The following is a 24,603-nucleotide window of genomic DNA, read 5'->3' on the forward strand; positions in this document are numbered from 1 at the left end:
GCGACACGGCCTCCGACCAGGGTATCCCACGGGGTCAGTACACGTCTCGCACGTACCGCTTCTCGCGCTTGAGGGTCGTGACGTATTCGGCGGCGGCGTCCTGCGACAGACCACCGTGCTCGGCGACGATCTCGTGCAACGCCCGGTCGACGTCCTTCGCCATCCGTGAGGCATCGCCGCAGATGTAGAAGTGGCCGCCGTCCTGGAGCCACGCGAACAGCTCGGCGCCGTGCTCCTTCATCCGGGTCTGCACGTAGATCTTCTCGGCCTGGTCGCGGGAGAACGCCAGGTCCAGGCGGGTCAGGACCCCGGCATCGACGAACTCGGCCAGCTCGTCCTCGTACACGAAGTCGCACTCGCGCTTCTGGTCGCCGAAGAACAGCCAGTTCCGGCCCGTCGCACCCCGCGCGCGGCGTTCCTGGAGGAAACCGCGGAACGGCGCGATTCCGGTGCCGGGGCCGACCATGATCATCGGGGCGGCGTCGTCCACCGGCACCCGGAACGCCTTGTTCTTCGTGACGAACACGCCGGCGGTGCCGTTCTCGCCGACCCGGTCGGCCAGGAACGTCGAGCACACGCCGCGACGTTCGCGGCCGTCGGTGCCGTACCGCACGGCAGCGATGGTCAGGTGCACGCTCTGTTCCGTGGCGTTCGGGCTCGACGAGATCGAGTACGCGCGGTGCTGCAGCGGCTTGAGCAGCGCCAGGAACTCCTCGGCGGTGAGCTCCGGGGTGGGTTCCAGGCGCAGTACGTCGAGAATGTCACGGCCCCACAGCCAGTCGTCGAGCGCGGCTTTGTCGCCGTGCCGCAGCACGTAGGTCAGTTCCTCGTTGCGCGTGCGCTTCTCGACCTCTTCGAGAAGGTCGATGTTGGGCGCGGTGATCTCGAAACTGTAGGTGAGCAGTTCGGTCAGGGTGCGGTCGTGTCCGGCGGGGACGACGGACCCGTCGAGACCGAGTGTGTCGAGCAGCGCCTGCACGAGCCCGGAATCGTTGACCGGCACCACGTTCAGCGCATCGCCGGCCTCGTATTCGAGGCCCGAGCCGGTGAGGTCGAACTCGTAGTGGCGGATCTCCTTGCCCGACCCGTCACCCGAGAGCAACCGGTTGACGGTGACGGCCGCGGGAAACGGATTCTTGCGGTTCCACTGGGACTTCACGCGAGCCGGTGCCGAGGTCGCGACAATTGCGGCAGCCGCCGTGCCGTCACCGTGGATGCCTTCGACGGCCGCGACCAGCGGCAGGGTCTCGGCGATCCAGGTGGCGGCGATGTCCTCGTAGTCGACATCACAGTCCACACGCGGGACGATGCGCTGCGCGCCGAGCTGTTCGAGCCGCATGTCGATGAGCTTGCCGGCCTGGCAGAACCCGTCGTAGCCGGTGTCGCCGAGCGCGAGCACCGCGAAGTCCATGCCTTCGAGGCGCGGCGCGGACTCGGCCGCCAGTGCGTCCCAGAACAGTTCGGCATTGTCGGGCATCTCGCCCTCGCCGTAGGTGGACGTCACGATCAGCACGCGACCGAACGTCGCGAACCGGTCGAGGTCGACGTCGTCGAGGGCGCACACCGTCGGGGCGAAGCCGTGGCTCCGGGCCGCGGCGGCGGTGTCCTCGGCGACCGCTTCGGCGTTGCCGGTCTGCGATCCGTACAGCACGTGCAGGGCCGGCGCCGAGCCCGCGGCGCCCGCGGTGTCGGGACCGGTCGCGAACAGGCGGGTCTGCATGCCGGCGAGGAACCCGGCGAGCCACGACCGCTGGTCGGTGGTGAACGGGGCGTCGGTGGGGATGAACGGGGTCATGCGGGAGCCACCTCCGTGGACAGGGCGGGCGACTGGGTGAGCAGATCCGGCACCGCGTGCCGCGCGAACAACTCCTCGTACCCGGGCAGTCGTCCGACGGAGACGTGGTTCTTCCTGTCCTGCAACAGGATCCACCCGTACGTGCCGGGGGTGTGCACGGACCGGACGTTGCGCAACGCCAGCGACCGCTTGTAGTCGGTGAGGCGCTTGTCGGCGACGAGTACCGCGAGCTCCTCGTCGGTGCGCTCGGCGATCGCCTCGAGTGCGTACCGCTGCAGCTTCTTGACCAGGAAGAAATCCTCGGTCAGCAGCAGGTTGCGCACCGCCTTCTGCACGGCCGGGGCGGACGCGTCGGTGGCACCGGGGATGCGCTGCATCGCCATCGACTGGGCGGCGGCGAGCACCGTGTAGTTGTTGAGCAGCGCGAACATCGCCTCGCTGTCGGTGCCGTCGGGGGTGACCCCTCCGGCGACGGGCGTGCCCCGCTGGTAATCGGTCTTGAACTTGCGGACCTGATGTTCGACGAGGGCCGCGGCGACCTCCTCGGCGAGATCCTTGCGGGACTTCGCGGCGAGGATCTCCCCGGCGTCCTGGTACTGCAGCAGAGCCCGGGGCATGCCGTAGACGAAGTGCGCCTGCTCGGTCTGCCAGTTGTCCAGCAGGATGCGGGCCTTGACGGACCCGGTGGCCTCCACGTGCCGGTGCAGCAGCTCCAGCACGGCCGCGTTGTGCACGGCGGCCTGCGGGTCGTCGCCGGTGATCGCACCGAGCACGATCGAGTCGGCGCTCGCCTTGCCGGGCAGCAGCCCCTCGGGGTCGTACTGGTAGACGAACCCGCCGGACATGCCGTTGCCCAGGCCCTTGCCGAATCCGCCTAGGTTGAGCACGACACCGTTGGTCATGTACTCGCAGGCGAATTCACCGACACCCTCGACGACCGCGGCCGCACCGGAGTTGCGGACCGCGAACCGGTCGCCGGCCTGCCCCTGCACGAACAGCCGGCCGCCGGTCGCGCCGAACAACGCGAAGTTGCCGATGAGCACGTTGCCGCCGTGACCGGAGGAGCCGCCGCCGGGGGAGAGGACGACGATCTCGCCACCGCACTGGCCCTTGCCGACACCGTCGTTCGCGGTTCCGGTGTGCGCCAGCACCATTCCGTCGTTGCAGAACGCACCGAACGACAGCCCGGCCGAGCCGGTGGTGGTGACGGTGACCGCGCCGTCGCGCAGCCAGCGCCGGCCGCGCTCGTCGCGCAGCGCCGCGGGGATCTCGCCGAGATCCTCGTGAACGAGCATCCGCTCGATGTCGATCGCGAGCTGGGCGCCGACACTCTTGTTGCGGTTGGTCAGTGCGATCCCGTCGCCGAGGGCGACCACGGACTCGCCGGCCTCGACCAGCGCCGCACGCAGTTCACCGATCCAGCGGTCGTCGAGTTCGTAGTCCTTCTCCAGGTACACCGGGTTCTCGATGTGGACCTCCGGCACGACGGTCAGCATGGCGCGCAGGTCCAGCTTCCCGACGGACGACGGGTGGTCGAGCAGGTGCAGCAGATCCGCGCGGCCGCGGGCATCGCGCAGCGACCGCAGGCCCAGGCGGGCCAGCAGCTCGCGGGTCTCGTGCGCGACGTTGAGCAGGTACTGCGCCATCGCGCGCGGATCGCCGTCGAACACCTCGGGATTGGTGGTCAGGCCGGCGGGGCACTTGACGTTGCAGTTCTTGGCCATGACGCACTTGAGCATCATCAGCGCGGTGGTGCCGAACTCGAAGCTGTCGGCACCGAGCAGCGCCGAGGTGATCACGTCGGACGCGGTCTGGTGAGCACCCGAGCAGCGCAGCACCACCTTCTCGCGCAGTCCGTTGGCGCACAGCGCCTGGTGCACCTCGGCGACGCCGATCTCCGCGGAACGGCCCGCGTACTTGAGGGAGGTGACGGACGCGGCGCCGGTGCCGCCGGTGTTGCCGGCGACGTTGATGACGTCCGCGCCGGCCTTCGCGACACCGACCGCGATGGTGCCGATGCCCTCGGAGGACACCAGCTTGACGATGACCCGTACCCGGGCGGCCTTGCAGTCGTGGATGAGCTGCGCGAGGTCCTCGATCGAGTAGGTGTCGTGGTGCGGCGGCGGGGACACCAGCTCGACGCCGGGCGTCGCACCGCGCGCGGCGGCGATCTCCACGGTCACCTTCGGCGCGGGGAGCTGACCGCCCTCGCCGGGCTTGGCGCCCTGCGCGATCTTGATCTCGATCTCCTCGAGCATCGGGTCGGCGAGATAGCCGGCCCACACCCCGAAGCGGCCCGACGCGAACTGCTTGATCCGCGAACCGCGGATGGTGCCGTAGCGGGAGATGTGCTCGCCGCCCTCACCACAGTTGGACATGCCGCCGACCATGTTGGTGCCGTGCGCGACCGCCTCGTGCGCGTTGGAGTTCAACGCGCCGTGACTCATCGCGCCGGACGCGAGGGTGCGGGTGATCTCGTGGGCGGGCTGCACCCGGTCCAGCGGCACGCCGTCGGGGGCCTTGCGGACCTGTGCGAGATAGTCGCGGGCCTGGCCGGTGGCCTGCACGGTGACGGTGTCGCCGTAGCAGCGGTAGCCGGTGATCTCGTCGCCGAACCGGGCGAGCAGCGACTGCGCGAGCGCCTCGAGACGGTCGGCCTCGTCGGCGCGCGGACCGGTGAGGCGCAGCACGAATTCCTCGTCGCCGACGCGGGCCGCGGAGACGCCGCGCACCAGCATCGAGTTGTTGCCGTAGCGGGCGAACCGTCCCATCTCGCGGCGGAACTCGTCGGCGGTGGTGGCGTAGGTGACGTCGGCGGGGGTCGCCAGGACGTCACGGAGCGCGGCGGGACGCTGCGCCCGCTCGTCGGCCATGGTGCGCGCGAACGCCCGATAGCCGGGGGTGATCGCGAACCGGTCGATCTCGTCGGAGGTCAGCGCCCGGAATCCGCCGTACCGGTAGGCGGCGTCGTCGAGTCCGTGGGCGTCGCCGAGCCGGTGCAGCGGCAGCAGCCGCAGCGCATCGGTGAGGTCGGGCTCGCCGTCGCGCTCGCCGGCCGGCAGCGTGATGGGCTCCTCGGTCATGTCGACGAAGCCGCGCACCGCGGTGGTGCCGTAGGAGTGCCCGGCGCCCTCGGCGCGTTCCTTGAACAGGCCGAGCAGCGGCACGTCCTTCTCGGTGGCGACCGTCAGGGCACGCTGGTGCCAGTCCGCCACCGCCTGCGCGATCGTCGTGAAGCCGACACCGCCGACCGGGGTACGGACGTTCGGGAACCAGCGACGCAGCGCGGCGTCGTCGGTGTCGAGGTAACTCGGTTCGAAGAATTCGCCACCGATGTACGACTCGACGGTGCACAGCCCGACCCGGCCCATCGTCTTCATCAGCGACTTCTCGGCGGCTTTGCGGAACTTCAGGAACGCGGTGTCGGCGTCGTCGCCGTACTTCTCCTCCGCGCGCATCTGCACCGTCAGCGGGTACACGCCGGCGGCACCGAAACCGAGGGTCGCGGCGATGTGGTGCGAGGAGAACAGCTGGCCGGATTCGACGATCACCGAGACGCGCAGCCGCAGGCCCTCGTCGATGAGCCGCTGGTTCACCGCGGAGGTGGTCAGGATCATCGGCAGCGCGGCACGATCGGTCGCGACGTGCCGGTCGGTGAGCACCGCGATGCCGCCGGATTCGCGGGCGAACGAGACGATCTCGTCGGCGACGGTCTCGACGGCCGCTTCGAGCGCGGCGGCGTTCGAGGCCGGATCGCCGAACACCGGCGTGTACAGCATCGGGAACCGCCGCACGGGGGTGTCTGTCTGCTCGCGGATGCGCAGCATGTCCAGGTGGGTGAGGATCGGCGACGGCACCACGATCTGCCGGGCCTCGGCGGCACCGGAGCCGGGACGGGCACCGAGGGCGACCCGCAGGGTCATGCCGTCGGCCTCGCGGATCGAGTCCAGCGACGGGTTGGTGACCTGGGCGAACCGCTGTGAGAAGTACTTGGCGACACCACCCTCCTGGTCGGACAGCGCGTTGATGGCGTTGCCGTAGCCCATCGCGGAGATCTTCTCGGTCCCCGAGGCGAGCATCGGGTCGAGCATGAACTTGAACGACTCCTGGTTCAGGGAGTACGACACGTACCGCTGGTAGCGGTCGAGATCACCGTTGTAGCGCAGCGGCGAGCCGGCCTTCTCGGCGGGGATCTCCGGCAGCGACGCGAGCTCGGCGCGGGCGTCGGCGACCAGCGCCGGGTAGTCGCGGCGTGCGGCGAGGAGTTCGAGCGCCTCGACGGTGCCGTACGAGCGGCCCTGCTCGTGGTCGAAGTACAGCATCCCGCCGGCCTCGATGCGGCCGCGGCGCAGCACGCTCTCGGGCGCGAACCCGAACTGGCCGGCCTCGGAGGTCACACACAGGTAGTCGGCGGTCTCGACGGTGCGCAGCGGACGCAGCCCGAGCCGGTCGAGGCGGGCGCCGACGACGCTGCCGTTGCCGAAGATCAGTGCGGCCGGGCCATCGTTCTTCTCCTCGTACAGCGAGAAGAACTCGAGCATCGCGCGCACCTGGGGTGACAGGGTGGTGTCGTTCTCCCATGCGGGCGGCATCATCTGCACGACCGCGGTCACCAGATCGAGCTCGTCGTGGACGAGCCGCGAGGCGAGGGTCTGATCGAAGCGGCAGCTGTCGGACTGCCCGGGCGGGCGGATGATGTTGCGGCCCAGCGCACGAGCGAGTGCGCCCTCGAACAGCCTGTTCTTGCGGTCGGTGTTCAGTTCGCCGTTGTGCGCCATGAGCCGGAACGGCTGCGCCATCGTCGGATGCGGGTCGGTGTTGGTGGAGAACCGGGTGTGGAAGTACAGGGTGTGCACCGCGTGCGCCGGATCGGTGAGATCGGCGAAGTAGGGGATGACCTCGTGAGAGTTCAAGCGGCCCTTGAGGACCTGAGTGCGTGCGCTGAGGGAGAGCGGGTACAGCCCGGCCATTGCCGGATCGGTGTACGCCTGCGCCTCGACGGCGAGCAGCACCGTGTGCAGGATGCGGTCGAAATCCTGTGCCGTCACCGCAGATTCGGGACGGGTGAAGATCCACTGCCGGATCGGCAGCTGGTAGACGAGGGCGGCCGGCCGCAGCACGCTGTCGTCGACCGGCACGTCCCGGACCGCGAGGACGTCGATGTCCTGCGCCGCGAGGGCCGCACCGATCAGGTCCTCCGCCGCGGGGCGCGCCGCCGGATCGGTGGGGAGGAAGAAGTTGCCGACACCGAATTCGCCTGCCCGAAGGCTCTTTCCGGTGAGTTTCGAGAAGAACGCGACCGACAGGTCGACGTTGACGCCGGCTCCGTCGCCGACACCCTCGGCGGACATACCGCCGCGGTGCGGGACCACGCACAGGGCCTCGTGACCGCGAGTGAGGACCTCGCGCGTCTGCACGCCGTCCTTGCGGGTGATGAATCCGACGCCACAGCTGCTCTTGTCGAGAGTGCTGTCGTACAGGCCGGTTCCGCCGGCATGCGTAAGCAACGGACGTCCTCCTCGATGGATCGTGTCGGCAGCCGCCACAGCAGAGCCCGGAAACCGGACTCGGTGGATTCGGATGCCGACGTCTGAAATGAGGCAGACGTCGTTGTCTGGCAACCCGCGCGTAGCAGAACCGAAACCCGCGAGTGCTGTGTCAGCGTACCGCACGACCCGCCCGGCGCGGACGCCGTCTTCGTCACACTGCCCGAGCGAGCGCTCGGCTAGGCTGCAGGGCGGAGTGTCCCAGAACACACCGCGACCGCGCCGCAGAGAGGGAATTGGCATGACCGACGTACTCGACCGCTCCAGGATCTACATCGACGGCGCCTGGGTGGACTCCGACGGAACCGGACGCATCGACGTGATCGATCCGGCCACCGAGGAGATCATCGCCGTCGTCGCCGAAGGCACCGCCACCGACGTCGACCGCGCCACCGCCGCCGCCCGCGCCGCGTTCCCCGCCTGGTCGGCCCTGTCCGGCGCCGAACGCAGCGCCTACCTCGGCAAGGTTGCCGCGCTTGCCGCCGACCGCGCCGGGGAACTGACCGAACTCGTCTCCCGCGACATGGGGATGCCGCTCAAGCTCGCCGCAGCCGTGCAGATCGGGATGCCGCTGCACAACATCGCCGCCTACGCCACGCTCGCCGGCGAGTACGACTTCGACGACCGGGAGATCGGCAACGCCCTCGTCGTACGCGAACCCGTCGGGGTCGTCGGCGCCATCACCCCGTGGAATTACCCGCTGCACCAGGTGGTGCTCAAGGTGTTCGCCGCCCTCGCCGCCGGCTGCACCGTCGTCCTCAAGCCCACCGAGGTCGCGCCCCTCGTCACCTACGCGCTCGTCGACATCTGCGACGACGCCGGCCTGCCCGCGGGCGTGTTCAACCTCGTCAGCGGATACGGACCGGTCGTCGGCGAAGCCATCGCCGCCCACCCCGACATCGACATGGTCTCGTTCACCGGGTCCACCCGCGCCGGCAAGCGTGTCGCCGCGGTCGCGGCCGAAACGGTCAAGAAGGTCGCGCTCGAACTCGGCGGCAAATCCGCGAACATCATCCTCGACGACGCCGACCTCGCCGCCGCCGTCACCGAGGGCGTCTCCAAGTGCTTCCTCAACTCGGGGCAGACCTGCACCGCCCTGACCCGCATGCTGGTGCCCGCCGACCGCCTCGACGAGGCCGCCGAACTCGCCGCGACGGTCGCCCGGGCCTACACCGTCGGACTCCCGTCGGACCCGGCGTCCAAGCTCGGTCCGCTCGTCAACGCGACCCAGCTCGCCCGGGTCCGGTCCTACATCGACAAGGGCGTGGAGGAAGGCGCCGATCTGGTCCTCGACGGTCGCGAGACCGGTCTGGCCACCGGGTACTTCGTCGGCCCCACCGTGTTCGGCAACGTCACCGAGACCATGACCATCGCCCGTGAGGAGATCTTCGGGCCGGTCCTGTCGATCCTCGGCTACCGCGACGAGGACGACGCCGTGCGCATCGCCAACGACAGCGAGTACGGGCTGTCCGGCGGCGTGTGGTCCGGCGACCGCGACCGCGCCGAACGCGTGGCCCGCCGGATGCGCACCGGCCAGGTGTACGTCAACGGGGGCGCGTTCAACACCGACGCGCCGTTCGGCGGCTACAAGCAGTCCGGCCTGGGCCGGGAGGCCGGAGTGTTCGGCCTCGAAGAGTTCCTCGAGATCAAATCGATCCTGCGCTGACCGGTTCGACTACGCGGGCCGCCGACGCCGCAGGCGGTCCCGCGTAGTCGTCGATCGCGACACGCGTAGGCGACTACGCGTGACATTCCTCACGCTCGCGACGATGGTCGGAGTAGAGAGACGCGAGGAAAGAAGCGGAGCCATGTACCAGCCGGCGGCAGAAACGACCATCGCGAGCAGCAGCGGCGAACGCGCGCCAAGCATCCGCGCGAACGAGGTCCGGACCCTGGGCGTGGACCGGGAACGGCTCGTCGGTCTGCGCGAAGTCCTCGAAGGAAAACTCCCCGATCTCGCGCCGTGCGCGCGGCTCCTCGCCGGCGACGCGGCACCGGAGATCCTCGACCGCGCGGTCGCGCGGGCCGCGGCGACCTGGCGCGGGCCCGTCGGACCCGAACTGTGCGCCTACGTGCTGTGTTGGTTCGTCCACCTGCAGCGCCCCCGGAAGGGGCACGTCGGCCGGGTTTCCGGCGACTGCCCCCACGGCGCGGTGCTGTTCGCGACGCTGCCGCCGACCGAACAGCTCGCCATCGTGCTCTCGGCGTACGAGGAACTTCCCGCCGATCGCATCGCCGCGGTCGCCGGCCGCGTTCTCGCCGAGTTCGAACTCGAGAAGGTCGCGCCGCTCGGTCCTATCGTGGGAGCACCGTGAGGACCCGGACGATGTGGTCCCGGAACTCCGACATGTAGTTGCGCAGGAACGCTTCCGTCGATTCGTTGTGGACGGTGCCGTCGTCGCCGAACACCTCGGGTGTGTAATGGATGTACGCCTCGGGGGCGGTCATCAACCGGGCGTTGCAGAACGCCATCACCCCGCGCAGGCTCTGCTGGCCGACCGCGGTGCCGATGGCGCCGATCGATGCGCCGATCAGAGCGGTCGGCACGTGATCGAACGAATTCTGGCCCCACGGTCTCGACGCCCAGTCGATGGCATTCTTCAGGGCACCCGGAATGGACCGGTTGTATTCGGGAGAGACGAACAGCACCGCGTCGACCGTCGCGATCGTCTCCTTCAAGGCGGTGCCCTCCGGTGGATAGTCCGCGTCGTAGTCGGGGCTGTAGAGGGGGAGATCCTTGATGGGGATCTCCAGGAACTCGAGCTCGTCCGGTGCCAGCCGGATCAGCGCCTTCGAGAGGATCCGGTTGATGGAGCGCGACGAGAGACTGCCGACGAAGTAACCGACCGTGTAGGTGGGCATGGGCGATGTCCTTCCCGGGTGACTTCGGTCGAGTATCCGCCGATCACGACGTCGGCAGTGCGCTTTTCGGCCGACCCCGACTTCCGGTCACCGTGACGGCAACCGGTGGCGGCACCCCGGTCGCGGGCTAGCGTCGGCGGTGAACCAACCGGAATTTCGTGAGGAGCACCATGGATCTCGGCCTCGAAGGCAAGCGCGCGATCGTCACCGGAGGTAGTCGCGGCATCGGCTACGCGATCGCCCGGGCACTGGCGACCGAGGGAGCCGACGTCGTCGTCGCGTCCCGCACCGCACACGACCTCGAACTCGCTGCGAAGGCACTCGCCGAGGAAACCGGCCGCCGCGTCGTCGCAGTCCCCACCGACACCGGCGACCAGGACTCGGTGGACGCTCTCGTCGCCCGGGCCGTGAAGGAATTCGGGGGTGTGGACATCCTCGTGAACTCGGCGGCCACGCCGTGGAGTGCGAACGCCCCGACCGATTTCGCCGCGACCACCGACGATGTGGTGCGCCGCGAGATCGAGATCAAGGTGCTCGGCTACCTGCGCACCGCGCGGGCCGGCGCGCCGTACCTCGTCGACCAGGGCTGGGGCCGCATCATCAACATCAGCGGCCTCGGGGCGCGGGCCGCCAACTCGATCGCGCAGACGGTCCGCAACGTCAGTGTGTCCGCGCTGACGAAGAACCTGGCCGACGAACTCGGACCGCACGGCATCAACGTGACGGTGGTGCATCCGGGCCGGACCCGGACCGAGCGGCTCGTCGCGCAGGTCGCGGCGCGGTCCGAGGAGACGGGAGTTCCCGTCGACGAACTCGAGCGCGAACTGGCACAGAACTCGCTGCACCGGCTGATCGACGCGAGCGAGGTCGCGGACGTGGTCGCGTTCCTGGCGTCCCCGCTCAGTGTCGGGATCACCGGCGACGCCATCGCCGTCGGCGGGGGCGTGCCCGGCGCGGTCTACTACTGAGGAAGGACGAAGCCCCCGCACCGATCGGGTGCGGGGGCTTCGTGGCCCGTTGGGCGGTCGTCAGGAAGCGAGGCGCGTACGGCCGAGACGCAGCAGCGTCATCGCGAGGGTGTTGCCGTCGGTGCCCAGCTCGGTGAAGCGGTCCAGAACCTGCATCTCGTGGTTCTGGGCCTCACGGGAGTGGCCGGTGGCCTTCGCCGCAACGCCGATCAGCTGAGACAGCTCGCAGCGCCGCTTGATCACCTCGAGAATCTGGGCGTCGAGTTCCTGGATCTCGTCGAACAGATGAGCGAGTTCGACTTCGGCCGAAACGAGCTCGACCTCGGTCGAAGCAGCCTGCTCGGCGGTTTCGATGCCAGGCGAATCAAGCTGGACAGTCATGCAGATTCCTCCGGTCTCGTCTGAATCGTCACAGATTGTGTCGTGCCGATCGCCGAAGGTGTTACTCATCCGTACACAAAAATCCGCGTGTCTCTTCCGTGCCATTCGATTCCCCCCAGTGAAACGCTGCCTGAACAGCGCAAATACGACGACTGACTCTCCAGTATGGTGATGATCACACTGGTGCAGGAGATATTTGTGTGCATTCTCCAGGCCAGTGTGACCAGCTTCGCCGCTTGCTGGGCAAATGTCCAGCTCCGGGCGTGTCTACCCGCTCGAGCGCCTCCGCTGCGGTAGCGTTCGCGCCCAAACCGGCACCGGTCGGGGGCGGCGGGGTCCCCTGGCGCTTCCGGAAGGGGAATCGCAGTGGGACGGGCGTTCGTACGGCGGGATGACGAACCGGAATCCGCACCGTCCGCGGCACCGCTGGAACGGCCCCCGGAATGGCCGGAGGGCTCCCGGAATCCGCGAGTGGCGGTCGCGATCGTCATGGCCGCCGTCGTCTTCGTCCTGGCGCTGTGGCGCGCCGGTACCGGCGACGCCGACTCCGGCGCGGTGACCCGCTTCTTCCTCATACTCGCGGCGCTGATGGGACTGACGGCACTGTTCGGATGTGTCTATTGGCGGCCGTGGCGCGGTGAGCCCGCGGTCCGGTACGTGCCGAACGGCACGGCCGGCGTCACCGAGGTGCGGTCGCGGCGGTCGGTGTTCGGGCTGCTCGTTGCGATGGTGGGATGCGGCGCAGCGCTGGCCGTCGGTGCCGCCGTCGAGGTGTTCGTCTTCAGCAGCGGGTTCCCCTGGGTGAGTCCCGTGCTCGCGCTGCTCGGGGTGCCGTGCGTGGCGTTCGTCGTCGAGGTTCTGCTCGGCCGCATCCGCTGTGGTTCCCTGCTGCTGGGGCCCGACGGGATCCGTCAGCGCGGATGGACCCTCGAGTCGTATCTGCCGTGGGTGTCGGTCGCCGGCGTGCGTGCCGACCACCACGGGTACCCGGAGACCTGGGTGCTCGGCGCCCCCACCGCGGCGTGGGCCAGGCGACGCACCAGCCGCCTCTTCCGGCTGGATCGGATCCCGGACGCGCCGATGATCGAAGTGGACTCGCGGCGATTCGACATCGACCCGGTCCTGCTGCACCGGGTACTCGAGTTCTATGCCCGCTTCCCGGAGTTGCGCCGCGAACTGGGCTCACCCCGCGCGACGGAACGGATTCTGCAGCGCGACCTCGCCGACCCGCGCTGACGGTGTCGCACCGGGTCGGGGGTGTGGCCGATCACGTGGCGCAGGTAACTTGGTCGGCGGCAGTGCTGACACCCGATGCCGGGATTCCCCACACCGGGATCTCCGGGCGTTTCGAGAAGATTGGACACGACATGACCACTCCGGAACCGATCGTCGTCGTCGACGGGGCGCGGACCCCGGTCGGCAGCTTCGGTGGCGTCTTCAAGGACGTGCCCGCGCACGAACTCGGTGCGACCGCTGTCAAGGCCGCCCTCGAACGGTCCGGTGTGGCCGCCTCCGACATCGACGAGGTCGTCATGGGGTGCATCGGGCAGGTCGGTCCCGATGCCTACAACGCCCGCCGTGTGTCCCTCGCCGCCGGAATTCCCGACTCGGTTCCCGCCTACACCGTGAACCGCCTGTGCGGTTCGGGTCTGCAGGCCGTGTGGTCCGCTGCGATGCAGATGCGTTGGGGCGGTGTCGATCTGGCGGTCGCAGGCGGCGACGAGAACATGTCGCGGATGCCGTTCTACGACTACTCCGCGCGGGCCGGCTACAAGCTGGGCAATCACACCCTCGTCGACGGCACCGTCGGCATGCTCACTGACCCGTTCCACAACATCCACATGGGTGTGACCGCCGAGAACGTGGCCCGCAAGTACGGCATCACCCGCGAGGAGCAGGACGAGTTCGCCGTCGAGTCGCAGCGCCGCGCCGCGTCCACGGCCGCGAAGGCCGCGTTCGACGAGGAGATCACCTCCGTCGAGATCGGTGGCCGCCGCCCGGTCACCGTCAGCACCGACGAGCACCCGAAGCCGGAGACCACCGTCGAGACGCTCGGCAAGCTGCGCGCTGCGTTCGAGAAGGACGGCACCGTCACCGCCGGCAACGCGTCCGGCATCAACGACGGCGCCGGTGCGGTCGTGCTGGCCCGGCAGTCCGTCGCCGAGGAGAAGGGCCTGACCGGCCTGGTCACCCTCGAGTCCGTCGCGACCGCTGCGATGGAACCGGAACTCATGGGATACGCCCCGGTGCTGGCTCTGAAGAAGCTGTTCGAGCAGACCGGCACCACGGCCTCCGACATCGACACCGTCGAGCTGAACGAGGCGTTCGCGTCGCAGGCGGTCGCCGTGATCCGCGACGCCGGCCTCGATCCCGAGAAGACCAACCCGTACGGCGGGGCGATCGCGCTCGGGCACCCGGTCGGCGCGACCGGCGCGATCCTCACCGTCCGCGTCGCCAAGGATCTGGTGCGCCGCGACCTCGAGCTCGGCATCGTCACGATGTGCATCGGCGGCGGGCAGGCCCTGGCCGCGCTGTTCCGTCGCATCCGCTGATCCGGCGTGCGGTGGGGGCGCTGATGCGCACCCACCGCACGACACGCGGCTCAGATGCTGTGTGACCGATCCGCCCAGAAGGGCGCGCGCAGCGACCGCTTGAGGATCTTGCCGGTCGGATTGCGCGGCAGCTCCCCGACGATGTCGATGCTGGTGGGGCACTTGAACTTCGCGAGATGTTCGCGGGTGTAGTCGATCAGCTCCTGAGCGTCGGCGGTGCTGTCCGCGGTCGGCACCACGACGGCCTTGACCGTTTCACCCCACTTCGGGTCCGGCACGCCGATCACCGCGACCTCCGCCACGGCCGGATGCTCGACGAGCACTCGTTCCACCTCCGGGCAGTACACGTTCTCCCCGCCGGTGATGATCATGTCCTTGAGCCGGTCCTCGATGTAGACGAAACCACCGTCGTCGGCACGGCCCATGTCGCCGCTGCGCAACCAGCCGTCGACGATCGCCTCGTGCGTCGCGTCCGGTCGGTGCCAGTAGCCGGGGGTGGTCTGCTCCGATCGCCACCACAGTTCCCCGACGGCGCCGGGCTCGACGTCGGTGAGGGTCGCCGGGTCGACGATGCGCATCTCCACACCGGGCAACGGGGTCCCCGCCGACGCCATCCGCGCGACCTGCGTCTCGTCGCGATGCACGTCCGGGAGCAGCGCGGTGATCACCCCGGCAAGTTCGGTCATCCCGTAGACCTGCACGAATTCGGTGTCGGGCCAGGCCGCCAGCGCCGCGCGCAGCAGCGGCAACGGCATCGGGGCCGCACCGTAGGTGATGCGGGCGAGTGCGGAGAACGCCTTGACGGCCTGCTCGCCGGCGGCGAGCACCCCGGCGATGACCGGCGGCACCAGGAACGCGATGTTCCCGCCCGCCGCGAGCCCCGCGAACAACGACGGTGCGTCCGCCTCGCGGGTGAACACGCAGCGTCGTCCGTCGTGGATACCCATCGCCGCGTAGCAGGTGCCGCCCACGTGGAACAGTGGCATCGCCACCAGCAGGCAGTCCCCGTCGGTGAACGGCAGCACCGACATCACCGCCTCGGCATGCGCGACCAGATTCCGGTGGGTCAGTTGCACACCCTTCGGGTGACCGGTGGTGCCGGAACTGTAGAGCAGCAGTGCCGTGGTGTCCGCGGCGACCTCCGGCAGTTCCGCCGGCGGCCCGGAGCGCGCGATCGACGGTTCGAACTCGTCGTTCTCCCCGCCCACCACCAGTATCTGCGGGGTGCTGCTCAAGCGGTTTTCGATGGCGCCGATCTGTTCGACGAATTCGTTGCCCACGAACAGGATTCGAGGCCCTGCGTCGTCGAGTACGTGGACGAGTTCGTCGCCGGCGAGCCGGAAGTTGGGTATCGCGGTGGCCGCACCGAGGGCGGACGCGGCGTAGGTGACCTCGATGCACGCGAGGTTGTTCTTGTCCACGAATGCCACCGTGTCGCCGGGGCCGACACCGGCGTCGGCCAGTGCTCCGGCGAGCCGCAGCAGGCGTTCGTGCCACTGCGACCAGGTATGGCTGCGGTCGAGGTACCGCACGGCTTCGGCATCCGGTGTCGTGCGCGCCCAGTGTGCGACACGTTCGAGCAGGGTGGGGCGGGTCGACTCGGACATTCGGGGAGCCTCCTTCTCGTCGCCGGTCGTGCACCGCGACGTTGGATCAGAGGCTATAGCCGGCCGGTGCGGCCGTCCCGGATTTCGCCGGACCCGCCCGGTGATAGGAACCTTCAGTCGGTTGGACCGAATATTGGTTCCCATCACCGGAGGGGGGTCAGCTGGTGGGGAGCAGGTGCCGACTGTGGCCGTCCCAGTGCACGTGCGTGGTCACCGCGGAGCTGTCCTCGAGCCGCCGCACCTCGTAGATGTCGAGGGCGGGAACCTGTGGCACACAACCCCACAGGGCGTGACCGGTCATCACGAAGTCGATGTCGAGCCGGACCAGCAGACCCATCAGCTCGCCAATGGTCGGATCGTCGATCTTCGCGAACGCGTCGTCGAGCAGCACCAGTCGCAGGGCCCGGTCCACCTCGGGCAGGCTCGACAGATAGCCGTCGGCGGCCGCGAACAGCGTCACGTACGACACGAACCGGGTTTCGCCCTGGGAAATCTTGGCGCGCTTGGAAATCCGCCTCTCCTGATCGGGTTCGGGGCCGAGGATCGTCACGTCGACGGTGTGCCAGTTCCGGTAGTCCAGTGCGTGTGCGAGATGCGCGGCGTACCCGGCGGACGGATCCGTCGTGTGCGACGCCTCGACACGACGGCGCAGCAGTTCGATCAGCTCCGTTCCGTTGCCCGCCCCGGCCTGATCCGCCAGCAGCGCGGTGATACGGGCGATCTCGTCGTCGCCGCGGTTGGGGGCCCACCCGATGCGCACCCCGATACCGTGACTGGTGCGGCTGCCGGACAGGCTCGTGTTCATCGCCTCGACGAGTTCGCCGGCCCGCTCGATGCGGCGACGCAGTTCGTCGGCGACACCCCCGAGGACGAACCCGGTGAACACGTCCCGTTCCCGCTGGGTGAGCGCGCGCCGTCCCTCGTCGACCCGCGCGGTCACGTGCTCGAGCACCTCGGTCGGGGTTCCGCCGGCACCCGCCCCGGTCACCCGCACCACGTGCACGCCGTTGTCGACCGTGTGCTCGACGTCGAGCCGGCCGGACACCACCCGGCCGAACTGCTGCAGTGCCGCCAGCGCCCGGTTCTGTCCGGTCGTCTTGCCGGAGGGCAGGGCGGCGCGCACCGCATCGGCGACCGCTCGCACCGTGTCCGGATCGTCGGTGTGCGCGACCGGATCGACCTGCACGTCCGTGGCGGCGGCGATCGACGGCAGCTGCAGCCGCGCGGACAGGGTGGCACCCGCCGCGGCCAGTTCCTCCCGGTCGCGCACCAGCCGCTCGCGGATCGCCGAGCAGCGTTCGCGCACCTGCGCGACGTCCTTGCCGAGCTGTTCCCGGTGTGCCTGCGTGCGCCGGCACTGCTCCTCGGTGCGGGCGTGCTCGGTGACGGAGTTCGACAGTTCGGCCTCGAGGTCGGCCACGCTCATCGCGACGGCCTCGTGTTGGGCCGCGACCACCGCCGCCCTGCCGTGCCATTCGTGCCAACGGACCTCGGCGACGGTCTCGGCGTCGACCCGCCGCGCGGCGCTGTCGGTGAACCGGCGCAGCGCGCGGGCGTGGCGGTCGCGGCTCGCGCGCACCTCGTCGAGGCCCCGGGCGAGATCGACGCAGGCTCGTCCGGCGTCGGCGCACGCGGCGACGACCGCCTCGAGGGCGGGGACATCGGACGGCATCTCGAAGTGTGCGCACGTGGCACGGTGCGTGTCGAGGTCGGCGGACCAGCGGGCACGCAGCTCGGCGGCGCGGTCGCGTGCCGCGGCGGCCGTCTCGGCGCTGCGTGCCGCGCGGGTCTCGTGGTCGCGGGTGCGGACACGGGCCTCGCGCAGTGCGAGCGACCGCGGCGCGGTCGGCAGGTGGCTGTCGAGGTCGCGGCGATCCTGTTCGAGGGTGCGGCGGCGCTCGGCGCGTTGCGCGTCCGCGGCGTCGGCTGCGGCCAGTTCCGCGGCGATCTCGTCGAGCCGTTCGGTGTGGCGACCGGAATCGCCGGGGTTCGCCGCGCCGATGTACCGGGCTTCGTCGGCGGTGTGCCGTCCGCGCAGCACACCGTTGTGCCAGCGCCCGTCCCGGGAGACCGACGCGACCGCGCCGGCGTCCTCGAATCCGATCGCCGCGAGGACGGTCGCGATCGCCGTCGTCGGCACCGGTGCGGTGGCCGAGGGCGTCAGCACCGTCGACAACGGATGCCGCGGGGGGTCGTTGCGGGGTGAGACGAGGACCTGACCGGACTGGGCGCGTAGGCGCCCGTCCCCGTCGACGGTGGCGGTGAGGAATCCGGCGGCCAGCAGTGCCGCCTCCACCCCGGCCCGATCGTCCGCACCCAGGCTGTCGGCGAATTCGACTGCGCGCCAAAGTGCTACACCGTCGTTTTCGCGGCGCCACGGGGCGTCCTCGGGTCCGTGCCGGCGGTCCGCTTCGAGGGTCTTGCGTTCGTCGAGCAGGGCCGCGCGGATCCCGGCGGCGGCCTGGTCGGCGAGTTCGAGCGCGACGAGTTCGGTGGCGATGTCGTCGCGGGCGGTGCGGGCGGCAGCCTCGGGCAGGTGGTCGAGTTCGGTGAGGGCGGCCCCGGCGTCGGCGCCTCCGGTGCCGGTGAGGGCCTCGAGGTCGGAGGAGAGCACCTGCAGGAGTTCGCGGCCGGACCGTTCGACCGTCGGCAGGAGCCGCGTGGTGCGGGCGTCGGTGATCCACGCCTGCCACCGGCGGTTGAGGTCGATGGCGGCGTCATCGCGGACCCGGGCGGACTCCGCGAGGTCGGTACGGTCGCGTTCGGCGTCGCCGGCGGTGCGTTCGGCGTCCGCCTCGGCGGCGCGGACGGCGCGTTCGGTGGCCTCCAGGCGGCGTGCCTCCTCGAGCCGCCGCCCGGCGCGGTCGCTGCGACGGTGGGCGGCGGTGGCCGCGTCGTGCGCGGCGTCGCGGGCCGATTCGAGGTCGCCGGGCCGCAATTGCACGTCCGCGACGGCGGGGCGCACCTGCGCGACCGGCACGCTGTCGCGGTCGGTGCGGACCGGTTCCATGTGCGGTGGGGTGGTGTCGATGTGCAGCAGCACTTCGGCCGGGAGCGGGCCGTGCGACATCGAGGCCGCGGCCAGGCGCGCTTTCGCGTCGGCGAGCAGTTCGGCGGTCCGGGACACCGCCGCGGTGAGTTCGCCGACGTGCTCGGCCGCGACGTCGGCATCGACCTGTTCGTGGTGGCGGGCCCGGCCGGCGCTGTCGAGTGCCTGTTCCGCGGCGTCCGCGAGGGCGGCGACGGTCGCGCGCCGCTGGGCGAGATCGTCCGCGTCCCGGAACAGCGGGCGCGATTCGAGTCCCCGGACGGCGCGTTCGAGTTCGTCGAGCTGATCGCGACGTTCGCGCAGCCGGGTGTCGGCGGCGGCGGACTGGGCTTCCAGGTCCGCGGCGTCGGCGTCGGCATCGGCGAGTTCGGTGAGGGTCGCCGCCACCCGGTCGGCGGCGCGGGCCGCGGCGTCGGCGGCCTCGCGCAGCACACCGGTCGCGTAGCGGCGGTACACCCCGTGGAACTGCTCGAGCTGGTCCCGCGTCTGTTCGAGATGTTCCTGGACGGTGCGGGTTTCGGTGAGTCCGTCGAGCCGGTCGCCGGCGGTGGTGAGCAGGTTCTCGCTCAGCGGCGGCAGCGCATCGGACAGGATCTGCGGCAGGCGGCCCTCGTCGATGCGGTTGCCGACATCGGGGGAGCGCAGGGTGTGCAGCAGTTGCAGCAGGCCGGTGTAGCGGTCGCGTCCGGTTTCGCCGCGCAGGCCGAAGACGTCGGCGCGGACGGTGTCACGGTGTTCCTCGGGGCTGCGGGTGACGCGGTCGGCGCCGACGGCGGCGATCAGGTCGTCGCGTGAGAGCGGCATCCGATGCTCGTCGATCAGTGTCAGATCGTGGCCGACGCGCAGCCCGGTGGTGAACAGATGCACCTCGCTGCGATGCGCGGCGGCACTGTACCGGATGTGTGCACCGATCGTGAAATGACCATCTGGACAGGCGAGTTCGAGCCACAGATAGCCGATCCTGTTGTCCTGGTCGCCCGCGCCGGTCCGCATCAGCTCGTCCAGGTTCACCTTGCCGGAGCCGGTCGCGTCCATGCGTTTGCGATCGCCGTCGAGCAGGTACGGCAGCAGCATCTCGAGCGCGCGGGACTTGCCGGAACCGTTGGTGCCCCGCAGGATCAACCGACCACCCGAGAGCGTGAACTCGGTGTCCAGATAGTGCCAGACGTTGACGATGCCGGCGCGCGAGAGCCGCCACCGCCGGGGGTGGTGCACGGGTGCGATCGAGTCGGTGGATCGGGTCATGGCTCGGGTCTTTCGGTGGCGGTGTGTCTTTCGGTCACGGTCGGGCGGTAGCGGGCGGCGGGGGCGCGCAGCACCAGTCCGTCGCCGTCGGGGCGGGCCAGGTGCAGTTCGACCAGCAGCTCGGTGATCTCACGGCGCACGGTGCCCGGGTCGCGCACGTACCGTGCCCGCCAGTTCCGGCCGTGTGCGGCCAGCAGGTTCGCGATCGCCGTGTCCACTGCGGACGAGGTGACCGCCAGATCCGCTCCCGGGGTCGGCTCGTGTTCCTCGATCAGTGACGAGATGAGAAGCAGTGCGGCCTGTTTCAGCGTTCCGGCACCGGGGAACGACAGGTCGGTGAGGGAACCGTCGGCGTCGTAGGCGAGGGCGCCTTCGGTGCGGACCTCGAGGGTGAGGCCGAAGTCCTCGTCGAGGCGGTGCGCCAGATCGACGCGGTCGCGGTGCAGTTCGTCGAGCTCGTCCGCATCGAGGTCGTCGCGGGCGACGACCGGGTCCTCGACGAGCCTCCGGTACAGCCGCACGCGCGCGGGAACCTGCGGCTCCGGGGTACCCGCCGGCTGCGGTGCGAGCACATGAGCGAGTAGCGGACGGTGCACGTCCAATACCCCGTCGGCGCTGCCGTCGGCTGCCCAGCCCTCGATGATCCCGGCGTCGTCGGTCAGCACGCCCCAGTCCTGCAGTGCCCGCAGCGCCGCCACCAGCTGCCGCCGGTCCGCGACCGGATCGGATCCGGCGATGCCGAGTGCGGTGGCGTCCACGCGTACCTGCTCGGCCAGCGCCGAGACGAGCACGTGATCGCCGATGCCCGGCGCGAGCAGCGCCGCGCACACCAGCGTCAGATTGGCGTAGGTTGCGGCCCCGAACGGTTCGCCGCCGTCGCGAAGCAGCGGCCGTGGACGTGAGTCCGCGGTTGGAGCTGTCTTGACCAGGCGGGCGAACGTCGACTCCACGACGAGCGTGTAGCCGAGGCGCGTCGCGAACATCGTGCGCAGTGCGGTGGCGTGCCGTCGGATCAGCGCCAGCGCATCCGGATCGCGTCCCGCGGTGAGAATCGGCTGCTGCAACAGGATGCGTGCCGCGTCGCGGCGCCCCGTCACGTCCTGCGCGGCGGTGCCGGTGCCCGTCGTCACTGCGCGCTCACCTGCCACGAATCCACGACGGTCGCGCGCAACAGAACCGCGTGCACTGTCAGGTCCCCGTCCGGGCCGTGCACCACGGTGTCCGGGCCGGGCGCGGCGTGCAGGCACAACCCGAGATCGCTGTCGTGGACCCGCACCGCCGTGTCGAGGGTGCGGTGCCGGGCGAGCAGCGCCGCGAGCCGGTCGAGCAGCAGTTCGCGAGCCGCGGCGGACACGGTCGCACCGTTCAGGTCGCCGGCGGCGGCGAGTTCGGCCGCGGCCGCGCGCCGCGCGTCCGTGTCGGCCCGGGCGAGGGCCGCGATCCGCCGGCGGTCCGCCGTGGGGTCCGGCACGCGCGCACTGTGGCCGCGGGGGGACCGGTCTCCGCGCTCGCGCAGCGACACCGGCACCGGAACCGGGTCGGCGTCCCACCACGACGTGCCCGGTCCGATCCGCGGGTCCGGTTCGTCGGGTCCGAGCAGCAGATGCCGGCTCGGGTACGCGGCGAAGGCCGCGGTGAACAGCCGGTGGGCCTGCGCATCCGAGGATTCCGCGAAGCGGCCGGCCAGGGCCAGCAGGTCGGAGCGGCGCGAACCACCCGCACCCGCGGGTGCGAGGTGCCGCCGGGTGTGACCGAGCAGCCGGCCCAGTGCCTGTCCGGCCGCCTCCCGCAACTGCCGGGGCCCGGCGTCGGCGGCGTACCACGCGGCGAGTTCCTCCCAGTCGCTGCGGGCGCGGCCCGCGGGCCGTGCGACCGGGGTGCCGTCCGGTACGGGCGGGCCGGGAAGCGCCGCGAGCAGCGGATCGAGCCGGGGGATCAGCGCGCCGAGCCGCGCCGCGATGACCGGGGTGTGTGAGGTGACGTCGCCGTCGAGCAGGTCGACGTATTCGAGCAGCAGCGTCTTGAGCCGGCCGACGTCGTCTCGGGACAGTTCGAGCCGCGCCAGCACGTCCGCGAGGTGGGCATAGAAATCGGCGATGCTGTCGGTGAAGGTCCGGTGATGGGTGAACACGCTGGTGACGAGACCGGCCACCGCATCCGGGTCGACGCGGGCCGTCCGGAGCGCGTCGGTGAGGCGGTCCAGGTCCGAGGCGATCAGGCCGAGTACCTCGCGGGCCACGTCGCGTGCACCGTCGTGCGCGGTCAGGACCGCGGTGGCCTCGCGGTGCACGCGCCCGCCGAAGACTGTGACCCGGAATCGGTCGCGGTCGGTGTCCGTGTTCACGCCCACCGGGCGGGTCGCGGTCAGATTGCCCCATTCGACCAGGCGGCGGCAGCGTTGCTCGACGATGTCGGCGCTCAGCGGGCTGCCCGGGATGCGCGCGGCGATGTCGGCGGCGGACAGATCGGACACGAGCGTGCCGGAGAGACAGGTCACGATTGCGAGGTAGTCGTCGGCGTTGTCGTCGATGAGGTGGCGGAACAGATCGCGGCGCCGGTTCTCGCCCATTGCCGTGCCAACCTCCCCACCCATGTCCCTGCGTACGGACAGGCTAGCCGGGGCCCGCGGACTTGGGCCACCCGGTGCGGAAAACCATTGCAGCCGGGCGCGGCTCCGGACATAGTGCGAACCGGCCGGTGCGGCGCAGCGCCGGGACCCGCCCAGCCAGGAGCGCAGAGCGATGACACCGAGGGGTACCGAGCGATGGCACCGAGGGGTACCGAGCGATGACACCGAGGGGTACCGAGCGATGACACCGAGGTCCGGGTCGCAGGCCGTGGAACGCGCGATTGCCGTGCTGGCATGTTTCGGTGGTGGCGAGGCCGAGATCGGGGTCAGTTCGCTTGCTGTGCGCACCGGACTGCCGGTGAGTACCGCGCACCGGATCGCGCAGGCTCTCGTCCGCGGCCGGATGCTCGAACGCGTTCCCGGCGGCGAGGGTTATCGGGTCGGCCCTGGTTTGTTCTCGCTCGCGGTGCCGCCGTTGATGCGGCTCGGTGTCGACCACTGGGCTCCCGATCTGTATGCGTTGGCCGCGGACATCGACCTTGCGGCCAGTCTCGGGGTCGCGCGTTCCGGTGAGGTGCTGTCCCTGTTCTCGGCCCGCCCGCCGGACGGGTGCTGTGACACGCAGATCCCGCGGTCGAGCGAGAGCATCGACGACAGCGTGATGGGCCGCGCGATCCTGGCGTTCGGTCCCGCGCAGCCGCGCCCACCGGCTCTGGCCGCCGAACTCGAGCTCGTCCGCCGCCGCGGATATGCCCTCGAGTTCCGGAGCGAGCGGTCGTCGGTACTGGCACTGGCGGTGCCGGTGTTCGGGACCGATCGTCGACCGTGGGGTGCGGTGGGTGTACAGGCAGGACGGCGCCGCCTCACCGACCGTGCCGTCGGTGAGGTGGTGCCGGCCATGCAGCGTGCCGCCGCCCGCATCGGCCGCCGGCTGCCGCCGGCGAGCAGTGTCGAGAAATATTCGGGCTGAGTCTTTTTCGCATGGTGAAAAGCGGGTTTCGCAGGGGGTTCCCGGGCGGCACGGTGGTGGCAGGCACCGGTTCCGGTCCGAATCACGATCGTCTCCACAAGTGAGGGATTCCCATGACACTCGCATCCGAAGCACCCGTCGGCGTCGCAGGCACGTTCACGGTCACCCCGGTCGCCGGTCACATCGGCGCCGATGTGGGCGGACTCGATCTGCGAAACCCGCTCGCGGACAACATCGCCGAGCAGTTGCGCGCCGCTCTGCACGAGCACAAGGTGTTGTTCTTCCGCGATCAGGAGATCGACCACGCACAACACATCGCGTTCTCCCGCAACTTCGGCACCGTGACCCCGTCGCACCCGTACGACGACGAAGCGCCCGAAGGTTTCCCGGAGATCCTCGCCGTGGACAGCCGAAAGTACGAAAAGCGTTTCGGCCGTAAGAAGTACAGCTACGACAATCAGTGGCACACCGACGTCACCGCGGTCGTCAACCCGCCGGCGGTGACGCTGCTGCGGTCCGGTGAGGTCCCCGAGCGGGGCGGCGACACCACCTGGACGAATCTCGTCGCCGCGTACAACGGCCTGCCCGAGCCGTTGCGGCGGCTCGTCGACGGGCTGCGCGCCGAACATCGATTCGGTGGACGCCGGCCGCAGTGGTCCTCGGACAGCGACTACGGTCGCCGCGTGCAGGAGAACCCACTGGTCTCGGAGCATCCGGTCGTGCGGGTCCATCCGGTGACCGGTGAACGTGCCCTGTTCGTGCAGCCCGGATTCACCGCCCGCATCGTCGGATTGTCGCCGTCGCAGAGCGACCGGCTCCTCGATCTGCTGTTCGAGGAGGTCACCAGCCCCGCCTACACGGTACGTTTCCGCTGGCAGCCGGGCTCGATCGCGGTGTGGGACAACCGCGCCACCGCGCATCTCGCCCCGACCGATCTCGACCACCTCGACGTCACCCGGGTGCTGTACCGCACGACCATCGAGGGGGACGTCCCGGTCGGGACGGACGGTCGCGCGTCGGTGTCCCTCGCCGGTGACGCCTTCCGCGGGCAGGAGTGAG

At 70.2% G+C, this 24,603-nt stretch carries 15 protein-coding genes; 7 read left to right on the forward strand and 8 right to left on the reverse strand.

Annotated features, from left to right (window positions below; genetic code table 11):
* Positions 1 to 34: 34 nt before the first annotated feature.
* The gene (locus A8G15_RS01510; RefSeq protein WP_068154666.1) at positions 35 to 1,795 is read right to left on the reverse strand and encodes a sulfite reductase subunit alpha; all 1,761 of its coding nucleotides are present in this window, start codon (positions 1,793 to 1,795) and stop codon (positions 35 to 37) included.
* Positions 1,792 to 7,302 carry a glutamate synthase-related protein gene (locus A8G15_RS01515; RefSeq protein WP_068154706.1) on the reverse strand — a complete coding sequence of 1,837 codons (5,511 nt, stop codon included), beginning with the start codon at positions 7,300 to 7,302 and terminating at the stop codon, positions 1,792 to 1,794. The genes A8G15_RS01510 and A8G15_RS01515 overlap by 4 nt, the downstream gene beginning before the upstream one ends.
* Positions 7,303 to 7,582: 280 nt before the next feature.
* On the opposite strand from A8G15_RS01515, the gene A8G15_RS01520 reads away from it, so the two are divergent.
* Together A8G15_RS01520 and A8G15_RS01525 are read left to right on the forward strand one after the other, a co-directional pair.
* Positions 7,583 to 9,007 (forward strand): aldehyde dehydrogenase family protein, encoded by a 1,425-nt coding sequence (locus A8G15_RS01520; RefSeq protein WP_068154668.1) that lies wholly within the window; start codon positions 7,583 to 7,585, stop codon positions 9,005 to 9,007.
* A gap of 142 nt (positions 9,008 to 9,149) precedes the next feature.
* Complete coding sequence (locus tag A8G15_RS01525) at positions 9,150 to 9,656, forward strand: hypothetical protein (protein ID WP_245687678.1); 507 nt, start codon at positions 9,150 to 9,152, stop codon at positions 9,654 to 9,656.
* Here A8G15_RS01525 and A8G15_RS01530 read toward each other — a convergent pair.
* Entirely contained in the window at positions 9,637 to 10,203 is a 567-nt protein-coding gene (locus tag A8G15_RS01530; protein WP_068154669.1) for an NADPH-dependent FMN reductase, read from the reverse strand. The two genes, A8G15_RS01525 and A8G15_RS01530, sit on opposite strands and share 20 nt — an antisense overlap.
* A gap of 170 nt (positions 10,204 to 10,373) precedes the next feature.
* On the opposite strand from A8G15_RS01530, the gene A8G15_RS01535 reads away from it, so the two are divergent.
* On the forward strand, positions 10,374 to 11,171 hold the full coding sequence (locus tag A8G15_RS01535; RefSeq protein ID WP_068154671.1) for an SDR family NAD(P)-dependent oxidoreductase: 798 nt from the start codon (positions 10,374 to 10,376) through the stop codon (positions 11,169 to 11,171).
* Between the two features lie 60 nt (positions 11,172 to 11,231).
* Here the strand turns inward: A8G15_RS01535 and A8G15_RS01540 are convergent, their stop codons facing one another.
* Positions 11,232 to 11,552: a chorismate mutase gene (locus A8G15_RS01540; RefSeq protein WP_068154673.1), complete on the reverse strand. Its 321-nt coding sequence runs from the start codon at positions 11,550 to 11,552 to the stop codon at positions 11,232 to 11,234.
* A 471-nt stretch (positions 11,553 to 12,023) separates the two neighbouring features.
* On the opposite strand from A8G15_RS01540, the gene A8G15_RS01545 reads away from it, so the two are divergent.
* Both A8G15_RS01545 and A8G15_RS01550 read left to right on the forward strand, forming a co-directional pair.
* The gene (locus A8G15_RS01545; protein ID WP_245687679.1) at positions 12,024 to 12,788 is read left to right on the forward strand and encodes a hypothetical protein; all 765 of its coding nucleotides are present in this window, start codon (positions 12,024 to 12,026) and stop codon (positions 12,786 to 12,788) included.
* Positions 12,789 to 12,919: 131 nt separating this feature from the next.
* Entirely contained in the window at positions 12,920 to 14,104 is a 1,185-nt protein-coding gene (locus A8G15_RS01550) for a thiolase family protein (RefSeq protein ID WP_068154712.1), read from the forward strand.
* A 50-nt stretch (positions 14,105 to 14,154) separates the two neighbouring features.
* Here A8G15_RS01550 and A8G15_RS01555 read toward each other — a convergent pair whose 3' ends face one another.
* The 4 genes from A8G15_RS01555 to A8G15_RS01570 all read right to left on the reverse strand — a co-directional run bounded on the left by A8G15_RS01555 (position 14,155) and on the right by A8G15_RS01570 (position 22,574).
* Positions 14,155 to 15,711: a long-chain-fatty-acid--CoA ligase gene (locus A8G15_RS01555; protein ID WP_068154675.1), complete on the reverse strand. Its 1,557-nt coding sequence runs from the start codon at positions 15,709 to 15,711 to the stop codon at positions 14,155 to 14,157.
* Between the two features lie 157 nt (positions 15,712 to 15,868).
* A complete protein-coding gene (locus A8G15_RS01560) occupies positions 15,869 to 20,005 on the reverse strand; it encodes a TIGR02680 family protein (protein WP_068154677.1) in 4,137 nt (1,378 codons plus the stop codon).
* Positions 20,002 to 21,135: a TIGR02678 family protein gene (locus A8G15_RS01565; RefSeq protein WP_068154679.1), complete on the reverse strand. Its 1,134-nt coding sequence runs from the start codon at positions 21,133 to 21,135 to the stop codon at positions 20,002 to 20,004. The genes A8G15_RS01560 and A8G15_RS01565 overlap by 4 nt, the downstream gene beginning before the upstream one ends.
* The gene (locus tag A8G15_RS01570; protein ID WP_068154680.1) at positions 21,132 to 22,574 is read right to left on the reverse strand and encodes a DUF2397 domain-containing protein; all 1,443 of its coding nucleotides are present in this window, start codon (positions 22,572 to 22,574) and stop codon (positions 21,132 to 21,134) included. Before A8G15_RS01570 ends, A8G15_RS01565 begins: the two co-directional genes overlap by 4 nt.
* A gap of 241 nt (positions 22,575 to 22,815) precedes the next feature.
* Between A8G15_RS01570 and A8G15_RS01575 the strand changes: the two genes are divergently transcribed.
* Both A8G15_RS01575 and A8G15_RS01580 read left to right on the forward strand, forming a co-directional pair.
* Positions 22,816 to 23,544 carry an IclR family transcriptional regulator gene (locus A8G15_RS01575; protein WP_068154682.1) on the forward strand — a complete coding sequence of 243 codons (729 nt, stop codon included), beginning with the start codon at positions 22,816 to 22,818 and terminating at the stop codon, positions 23,542 to 23,544.
* Between the two features lie 113 nt (positions 23,545 to 23,657).
* On the forward strand, positions 23,658 to 24,602 hold the full coding sequence (locus tag A8G15_RS01580; protein WP_068154684.1) for a TauD/TfdA dioxygenase family protein: 945 nt from the start codon (positions 23,658 to 23,660) through the stop codon (positions 24,600 to 24,602).
* The last annotated feature ends 1 nt before the right edge of the window (position 24,603 follow it).

Source organism: Rhodococcus phenolicus (assembly GCF_001646785.1).
In the GTDB taxonomy this organism is placed as follows: Bacteria; Actinomycetota; Actinomycetes; order Mycobacteriales; family Mycobacteriaceae; genus Rhodococcus; species Rhodococcus phenolicus.

Excerpts from the sequence above, each read along its gene's own strand:
- A8G15_RS01510 (WP_068154666.1), bottom strand. The coding sequence starts at position 1,795 with ATGACCCCGTTCATCCCCACCGACGCCCCGTTCACCACCGACCAGCGG.
- A8G15_RS01520 (WP_068154668.1), top strand. The coding sequence starts at position 7,583 with ATGACCGACGTACTCGACCGCTCCAGGATCTACATCGACGGCGCCTGG.
- A8G15_RS01525 (WP_245687678.1), top strand. The coding sequence starts at position 9,150 with ATGTACCAGCCGGCGGCAGAAACGACCATCGCGAGCAGCAGCGGCGAA.
- A8G15_RS01530 (WP_068154669.1), bottom strand. The coding sequence starts at position 10,203 with ATGCCCACCTACACGGTCGGTTACTTCGTCGGCAGTCTCTCGTCGCGC.
- A8G15_RS01535 (WP_068154671.1), top strand. The coding sequence starts at position 10,374 with ATGGATCTCGGCCTCGAAGGCAAGCGCGCGATCGTCACCGGAGGTAGT.
- A8G15_RS01540 (WP_068154673.1), bottom strand. The coding sequence starts at position 11,552 with ATGACTGTCCAGCTTGATTCGCCTGGCATCGAAACCGCCGAGCAGGCT.
- A8G15_RS01550 (WP_068154712.1), top strand. The coding sequence starts at position 12,920 with ATGACCACTCCGGAACCGATCGTCGTCGTCGACGGGGCGCGGACCCCG.
- A8G15_RS01555 (WP_068154675.1), bottom strand. The coding sequence starts at position 15,711 with ATGTCCGAGTCGACCCGCCCCACCCTGCTCGAACGTGTCGCACACTGG.
- A8G15_RS01560 (WP_068154677.1), bottom strand. The coding sequence starts at position 20,005 with ATGACCCGATCCACCGACTCGATCGCACCCGTGCACCACCCCCGGCGG.
- A8G15_RS01570 (WP_068154680.1), bottom strand. The coding sequence starts at position 22,574 with ATGGGCGAGAACCGGCGCCGCGATCTGTTCCGCCACCTCATCGACGAC.
- A8G15_RS01575 (WP_068154682.1), top strand. The coding sequence starts at position 22,816 with ATGACACCGAGGTCCGGGTCGCAGGCCGTGGAACGCGCGATTGCCGTG.
- A8G15_RS01580 (WP_068154684.1), top strand. The coding sequence starts at position 23,658 with ATGACACTCGCATCCGAAGCACCCGTCGGCGTCGCAGGCACGTTCACG.